This window comes from Nocardia sp. NPDC004260, from assembly GCF_053603155.1.
Map to the genome: position 1 here is coordinate 1 of NZ_JBSGEZ010000142.1, position 7,684 is coordinate 7,684.

The window sequence follows — 7,684 nt, forward strand, 5'->3', positions numbered from 1 at the left end:
GCTACGAACGCCGCGCCGACATCCACCAAGCCCTACTCAGCCTCGCCTGCGCCGTCATATGCCTCCGCAAACTCATTCTGAACTGAGTTCTAAGCCCAGGAATCCTGAAGCTGTCCCCGACATGACGGCCATCGCCTATCCTCCCGGCACGCCTGTTCCGCCGTCACTGGTCAAGCGCTCAGGAACGATGGGGCAGATTCTGTAGGCGTACTTGGCCGCGGGCGACGGTGCGGCCCTGCTCATCGGTGATGACGACTTGCCACAGCTGCTGCAGTCTGCCCCGATGCAGCGGGGTGGCTTCGCCGGTCAGGGTGCCCTCGCGCACCGGATGTAGGAAGTCGGTGTTGTTATTGACGCCGACGACGGTGCCTTGGTCACCGAGCCAGACGCCGCCGGCGATGCTGGCGAGCGTCTCGACGACGGTGCAGTACACGCCGCCATTCTGGATGCCCGCGGGCTGGTAGAGATGCGGTTTTACGACCCACTCGCCGCGCACGCGGTCGGGGCTCAGCTCGGTGTAGCGCAGGCCGATCAGGTCGGCGAAGGTGCCTTCGCTGTAGGCGTTCATCTGCTCCGGCGTGACGTTCGCCAGCGAGCCGACCTGTCGTGCCATCATAGCCTTTCCTCAGTTGCCGTACTGTTGGGTTTCCGGGCGTTCGATCAGAAGTCCGTGCGCTGGCTGTTCTGCGACGGGCCGGTGCCTGACACCCTTCGGGACGACGAACATCTCGCCCGGATACAGGGTTACCGGCTCGCGGTCCTGCAGTTCGAGGCGGAAGGTGCCTTCCCAGCAGAGGAACAGTTCGTCCTCGTCGTGGTGGTGCCAGGGGAATTCGCCATGCAGGCGCGCGATGCGGATCATGGTGTCGTTGGCCATCGCGAGGTCTTGCGGCTGCCAGGGGCCGGGGAGGGTGGCGATGACGTCAGGGATCGAGACTTTGGTCATGCCCTCATCGTGAGCCGGAGAAGGACAACGGCCTAGAGCCAATCGAGTAGAATTGGTTTGGATATGGATCCAATCGAGGTTGCCGACCGACTCGGTCGCTGGTCCGCCGGCCGCGGGCCGCTTTACTTGCTGCTGGCCAGGCGGCTGCGGACACTGATCGAAGACGGCGAGTTTCCTCCACAGATGCGGCTGCCGCCGGATCGCGCGCTGGCACGAGCGCTTGCAGTAGGGCGCAGCACCGTGGTGGCGGCCTATGACCTGCTGAGCGTGGAAGGCCGAGTCGTGCGGCGGCAAGGCAGTGGCACCACGGTCGCTGGCTCTCGACCGACGAAAGGCCCCAGCACAACGCACTCTCCCGCGTTTTTACAGTTACTCGAACCCGATGCAGGAGTAATCGGGCTTGCGTGTGCAGCGCCGCAGGCTCCGCCACTTGAGGTTGTCGAAGCCTATCAGCGGATTTTACCGAAGCTGGCGGCAGTGGAAAGTGACATCGGCTATCACCCCACCGGGCATCCTCTTTTACGCCTGGCAGTCGCCGAACGCTACATCGCACGTGGAGTACCGACGGATCCAGAGCAAATATTGGTGACTGGGGGAGGGCAGCAGGCGTTATCGCTGATCGCTCGCGCACTGGTTCGACCAGGTGAGCGGGTGCTGGTCGAGGCGCCTACCTATCCTGGCGCGCTGGAGGCATTTCGCGAGGTCGCTGCAATACCGCAGGCGTGCCCGATTGGTCTTGGGCGAGTGGATTCAGCTGCGCTCGCCTATGTTGTCGCGACACATCAGAATCCGACGGGGGCAGTGCTCTCCTCTCTATCTCGGCGGGTATTGGTGGAGAGCGCCGTAGCAGCAGGGGTGCCACTCGTCGACGATGAGGTCTTGGCCGACCTCGGGTTTCCAGATGGCGATCCGCCACCGCCGCCGTTAGCGGCCTACGGTGAAGGCGTCATCTCTGTCGGTTCACTCAGCAAGATACTGTGGGGAGGCCTGCGGGTAGGGTGGGTGAGAGCGCCAGCTGGATTGATTGCTCGCCTTGCTCGACTACGGGCTGTTCATGACCTCGGCGGCAACATCCCTGCTCAGCTGGCTGCTGTCGAGTTGCTCCCGGGCCTCGACGCCGTCCGTGCGCGAATCAGCCGACAGCGCAAGGACTGCCACGACGTGCTGCTGGCCGAGTTGGCCCGTTTGCTACCGGACTGGGGGGTGCGTGCTGTGCCGGGCGGCCAGACCTTCTGGGTGCGTCTGCCGAGAGGAGACGGCACCTCGTTTGCGCAGCGTGCGCTGCGGCACGGTGTGGCGATTCTGCCGGGAGCCGGTCTCGACGCTGCCGGGGGAAGCGCAGAGTACGTGCGTATCAGCTTCGTCGCCGATAAAGGCGCCTTGCGGGAGGTGGCGCAGCGTCTTGCCGAAGCGTGGCACGGATATGAGCCTCCTGTGCATCGGGTTTCGGAAGTGCCGCCTTTGGCGGTCTGAGCGCTCCGTCGCTGGGAAAGTTCTGCGCTCGGCCGGATTTCGGTGATTAGACCACTTACAGCGTCCTGTTGCCGTAGCGTCGTCGCTGACAGCAACTCGAACGCATGTCTGCTGGCTGGCGTTCGCCCGAAGCAGCGCCTCGTGAACTCGGTCAGATGATATGCCGCGGTCGCGATCAGCACGGCTGACAGCGTTCCGCGCCGGACGTGAAACCGGCTCTTGCGTCGTTGTCGTAGGCATTTCCCCCATATCAGTGGCGCGACCGGGCGTGTCAAGCTATACCTTGATAGCTGGTATGTCGCTGTGTGACTGTAAGAGGAATGCTCTCGGACGGTGACGCGATTGCCAAGAACCGAGGAGAGTCGATTGGAACCCGAACTGTGTCCGCGAGGGTCTCTAAGTCGGCGCTCAAGGCGGGAGGAATCGGCCGCTGGCAATGTTCGGCGGGTTGGTGAGGCTAAAGGTGCTGCGGGTCGGGCCTGTGCCGAGTCGACTCTGCGGCCGAGGGCACAACTCGCCGAGCGGGGGTTATGGTTTGCGCCTGAGTCAAGGCTTTCGGACGCATCCGACCTGGTGGGTCGGGCGTTGATACCGAGGCCGTTCGGCATAGTCGATACGTCGTCGTTCAAACTTTAGGTAGTTATGCATACATACATTCCCATCGATCGGTTTCGTCGAGAGATCATGATTTCGTCCGGAGCTGTCAGTTGCCTTGACACCGGCGCTGGAGACCGGACTCTCGTGTTCATTCATGGTGTTGGCACCAGCAGCTATCTGTGGCAACACGTGATCGAATCTTTGCGCAAGGAGTATAGGTGCGTTGCCATAGATCTTCCTTTGCATGGCAGTACTCCGGCTGACCCCGGAACCGACTTCAGCCTGCCGGGCCTCGCGCAATTCGTCGCTGATTGCTGTGACGCACTCGGCCTGGACACTGTCGATGTGGTCGCAAATAACACGGGTGGCGCTGTCGCGCAGATATTCACTGCCCGCAATTCCGAGCGTGTACAGACTTTGACGCTCACGAACTGCGAGACTCATAACAATCTGCCGCCGAAAGCCTTCCTTCCCACCATCGTACTCGCCCGGCTCGGATTGTTGGCGCCGATGGGTCCTCGGACATTGCGTAACATATCCGTAGCTCGCAAACGTTCGTACGGCTCAGGTTTCGAGGATGTGCACAATTTGCCCGAAGTAATTGCTCAAGCATGGCTATCGCCATTGCTCGGCACGCGCGGCCGGGCACGCCAATTTCAACGCTGGTTGACATCACTGAGGGCCCGCGACCTTCTCGCCGTCGAGCCCGCGTTGCGCAGACTTCTTACTCCCACACTCGTGGTCTGGGGGACGGACGACGTCTTCTTTCACCGCAAATGGGCCTACTGGCTGGCGCAAACGATCCCCGGTGTCGTCGAAGTGGTTGAGGTACCCGGCGGTAAACTCTTTTTTCCCTTCGAACGAGCCGCCGAACTCGTGATACCGCTTCGTCGGCACCTTAGCCGGAGTGAAAGTACCGATGACGGAAGCGTTGATGCGATACGACCCGCACGGAAATTCATTCCTGCTGACACGTCGCTGTATGCCACGGTAACCACACATCTCGATGCGGCTCCCGACGCCGCGACACGCCTGTACAAAAACACCGAGACCTGGGCAGAGACCTTCCCGGACACCATTGACACGGTTCGCACGATCGACCATGCGGCGAACTGGGTCGAGGTCGAAGTACACCACCGTACCGCGGGGATTGTGCCGAACACGCTGATCTTCATTTCACCTACTAGCGTCGGCCTCATAGAACGTAAGCCCCTCTATGATGGATGGTTCCGCAACGACTTCCAGGACGACGACTCGGGCACACGCTACGTATTATCCGGGTGGCTGGTATTGCGAGGTTGGCTCCGACCTTTAACGCCACTGCTCGCCAGATATGTACGTCGTCGGATGCGCACATCGATGCAACGCTTCGTTTTGAGTCCGTTCGCGAAGGCGTGTCTGCATGCTGAGGATTGAAGCCACACATCTCTAGCGCGAATAAGGCGCTGCCACCAACAGTGATCACCTATTGACAGATGCGTAAAGTGGAAGCCTTCTGAAGTCAATTCGGCCGCATTCTGGGCCGGGCGACGACTGCAGGCCTTTCCCGCCATGAACACCGGTGACGGGGCCAGGGGAAGACGAGGAAATCGCGGCGATCTGGGCCTAGACCATTGCTTGCCAATCCGATTCGACGAGATTGTGTGGCGTAACCAAACATTTGAGTGCAGAACTGTGGGAGAAGATTTTCTGTGCCGCCGGCACATTTCTTCCCTGCTCGTGAAGCCAAGGGGACATGGCGGTGAACTTACGCCAACAGAATTTTCTGCCACACTTTGATCCGCTACCGCTTATGTTTGCTGTCGGAATACAGGTCGACGCAGGCGAATAATTTGAATAACGCAGGGGCGCCTGCGGCGCGTTGACTATTTCGGCCGACGTCAAGGTTTGCCAGCATGTGATTCGACATCTATTGCGACATCATCATTAAGCCCTGACTGACCTCGATTGTGAGAAATGCCCCGGTTCCGCTGGTCTTCGGCATCATTCGTCACACCTCAAGTAAGGGTTGTCCTGTAAGTTTCTGAGCGGCAGTCGGTATCGTGTTCGCGTGGCGGTGATCTCGGCGGTCGATGCGGTGATGGTGGAGTTGTTCAGCGGGCTGCGGCCACGCAAGTTCGCCCGCCTGATCACCCGGTTGCGGCGTGAGGGCGCCGACCGGCCGCTGCGGGGCCGGCCTAGGGGATTGTGCTTCGAGGACCGGGTGCTGGTGGTGGCCGCCTACTGGCGCACCAACCTCACGATGCGCCAGCTGGCAGCGGTGTTCGGGGTCTCCAAGTCGGCTGCGGCCCGAGTGATCGAAGATCTCGATCCAGCCATGGGTTTGCGGCCCCGTGTCCGGTTTCCGCGTGGTGCGGTCTTGATCGTCGATGGCACCCTGGTCCCGACCCGCGATCATGATATGGCTGCACCCGGCAGGAACTACCGGTACTCGACCAATCATCAGGTCGTCATCGACGCCGACACCGAGCTCGTCGTCGCCTCGGCCGACCGCTACCCGGCAACCGCAACGATTGCCCGCGCCTACGCCGAGTCCGGCGCGGCACATGCCTGCCGCAACGCAGTGGTGATCGCCGATGGCGGCTACCAGGACACGAGCGCGATCATCCCGCACCGCCGCATCCCAGGCCGGGACCTGCCAGAGTGGAGGGCGGTTGGCGAGACCGGGAACGGAATCTGTCGAGTGAGTGCTGGCATTGCGGTCGCTGAGGTGATTCTTTTCGCGCAAGCGCTTTCATGACACTCGGGGGTCGCTGGCGCAGTCGCGATCGTAGGGGTGTTTCCCCCATATCGGATTGTGTTGGTGACTGGGCAGGCTGGGCGGATGCTCGTTTCGGCAGAGATTTACTCCCCTGGGCTGACGGTGCTCCTCGGTTCGTCGACTGATCGGATGGTGGCGTGTTGACTGGTTGCGATCTTTGTCTCTACCGGTCGGTGATGCCGGGGCTGCCTCGACTGGGGGCGGGTTTCGAGCATCGAATGTTAGGAATTGAGCGGCTGGAAGTCGGCGATGGCTCGGACCATCGGATGCTGCGGCGCGCGTTGCGCGCCACGGCTGCGGTCAGCCTGTCGGAGGTCGAATGGATACGCCGGGTGCGGGCGACCGGGACTGTCCTGCAGCCGCGGGTCAGTGTCGTCGACGGTTATGTCGCGGGCTACATCGCGCAGTGGCGTGAGGCCCACAGTGCACGCCTCGGTCCCGCGATCACCGACCTCGAGGTCGGCGCTGGTTTGAGTCTGTTCGACCTGCGGGAAGGATGGGAACCCGACGCACATGCGATGGCCGACGCGCAGACTGAGTGGAAGCTTCCGCATTCGATTGGGCCGTCGGTCAGGGAAACGGTGCTGTGGGGCGACACCGATTTGTGGGCATACGCCCTGGCTGAAGTCCGGGGTTTCAACGAAAACCTGGCAGGTGTTCCCAGTAGCGAGCGCACGGCATGGGGGTGGGCGGCAAGCCGGGTCGCCGGGGTGCTGGCGCTGTGGTCGTGGCGGATCGAACCGGACGCGAGAGGGCCGTTCGCCGTCGCCGCGCACGAAGTCGGTATGTCGGCGCTTGTAGCCGGGAGTCGCTCGCGTCCGCCCAAACTTCGATCGCCCGCGCCGGATCTGGACAAGGCAGCATTCGTCCTGGCTCAGTTGTGCAGGGCGGTTCACGATCCGCCGACTGAATCCGATTTGGTCGGCGAACTGATCGTCAGTATCACCGCGATTGCGAAGGCGCATCGCGAACGCGGGGAAATGGCCCGAGCGTCGAGGATCAACGCCGCCGCAGTGGATGCCCTCGAATCGACGCGACACGACATACGCACCGCTTCGTCCACTTCGGTGATCGGCTGCCAACTCCGGCTTAGGCACGCGGCATCGCCGTCCCAGCCGAGTTAGCGCCGCACCAGCCATCACAGGATTTGCCGACCAGGCCCGGACACCAGAGTCCGGATCGGGCCGCGACGACATGGCGAACTGAACTGTGCTGGATGCACAATTGGCGGTTATCGAGCCGGTTGATGAGTTTTTGGCGCATTTGACCGCGATCGAGCGGGCACCGGGCACCGGGCACCGGGCACCGGGCGATCGTATACGGCCAAGTCGCCGCGACCGGCGTAGTCTTCGCCGCCTGGTCCGCCTTCTCGATCGCTGGCGGTCTGATCGCCGCTCGCCTGCACCGCCTACCCTCGGCCCGGGTCATGCTGGCGCTGCTCGCGCTCTGCACAGCCCCCATTGGCCTGGCCGGACTCGGCTGGTGGCAATTGAGCCTTGCCCTGGTCCCTAACGGCGCCCTGTGCGCCCCCACGGTCGGGCTGCTTGCGGCTGATGTCAACCGTCATGCCCCACCCGATCGGTGTGGCACTGCAATGGGACTCTACTCTGCCGCGACGACCGCCGGCCTCGCTCTCGGTGTGCTGGTCGCTGGTTCCACCATTGACGCCGCCTCACCTGCCTGGGTTTCGCCGCTGTCGGCGCCGCGGGCCTGGTCGCCGCGCTCTTACTCGGCAGGCTTCCTCGGCGGATCCGGCTCACATGCCAGACGACGTCCGCCAGCACGGGGTCGCCGACTGGGAGGAATCGGTAGTTTGCATAGCGGCTGTCTTTTTGGCCTTGCTCTACGTATCCATCTGGCGACGTGGGCCAATGGGCTGGTTACGTCTGACCTCGTCGACCAGCGTC

6 protein-coding genes are annotated in these 7,684 nt (G+C 62.5%); 4 read left to right on the forward strand and 2 right to left on the reverse strand.

The genetic code is table 11. The annotated features are described in order from the left end of the window. Positions 1-178: 178 nt before the first annotated feature. Both ACWEO7_RS37215 and ACWEO7_RS37220 read right to left on the reverse strand, forming a co-directional pair. Entirely contained in the window at positions 179-568 is a 390-nt protein-coding gene (locus ACWEO7_RS37215) for a PaaI family thioesterase (protein WP_452430279.1), read from the reverse strand. 57 nt (positions 569-625) lie between these two features. Next, a complete protein-coding gene (locus ACWEO7_RS37220; RefSeq protein ID WP_452430270.1) occupies positions 626-946 on the reverse strand; it encodes a cupin domain-containing protein in 321 nt (106 codons plus the stop codon). A 63-nt stretch (positions 947-1,009) separates the two neighbouring features. On the opposite strand from ACWEO7_RS37220, the gene ACWEO7_RS37225 reads away from it, so the two are divergent. The 4 genes from ACWEO7_RS37225 to ACWEO7_RS37240 all read left to right on the forward strand — a co-directional run bounded on the left by ACWEO7_RS37225 (position 1,010) and on the right by ACWEO7_RS37240 (position 6,901). Beyond that, positions 1,010-2,419, forward strand: a complete 1,410-nt coding sequence (locus ACWEO7_RS37225) for an aminotransferase-like domain-containing protein (RefSeq protein ID WP_452430272.1) — start codon at positions 1,010-1,012, stop codon at positions 2,417-2,419. 741 nt (positions 2,420-3,160) lie between these two features. Then, positions 3,161-4,432: an alpha/beta fold hydrolase gene (locus ACWEO7_RS37230; protein ID WP_452430274.1), complete on the forward strand. Its 1,272-nt coding sequence runs from the start codon at positions 3,161-3,163 to the stop codon at positions 4,430-4,432. 634 nt (positions 4,433-5,066) lie between these two features. Further along, positions 5,067-5,756, forward strand: coding sequence for a transposase family protein (locus tag ACWEO7_RS37235; RefSeq protein WP_452430275.1), 690 nt, complete (start codon positions 5,067-5,069; stop codon positions 5,754-5,756). Between the two features lie 239 nt (positions 5,757-5,995). Beyond that, positions 5,996-6,901 carry a hypothetical protein gene (locus ACWEO7_RS37240; protein WP_452430277.1) on the forward strand — a complete coding sequence of 302 codons (906 nt, stop codon included), beginning with the start codon at positions 5,996-5,998 and terminating at the stop codon, positions 6,899-6,901. Positions 6,902-7,684 lie beyond the last annotated feature (783 nt).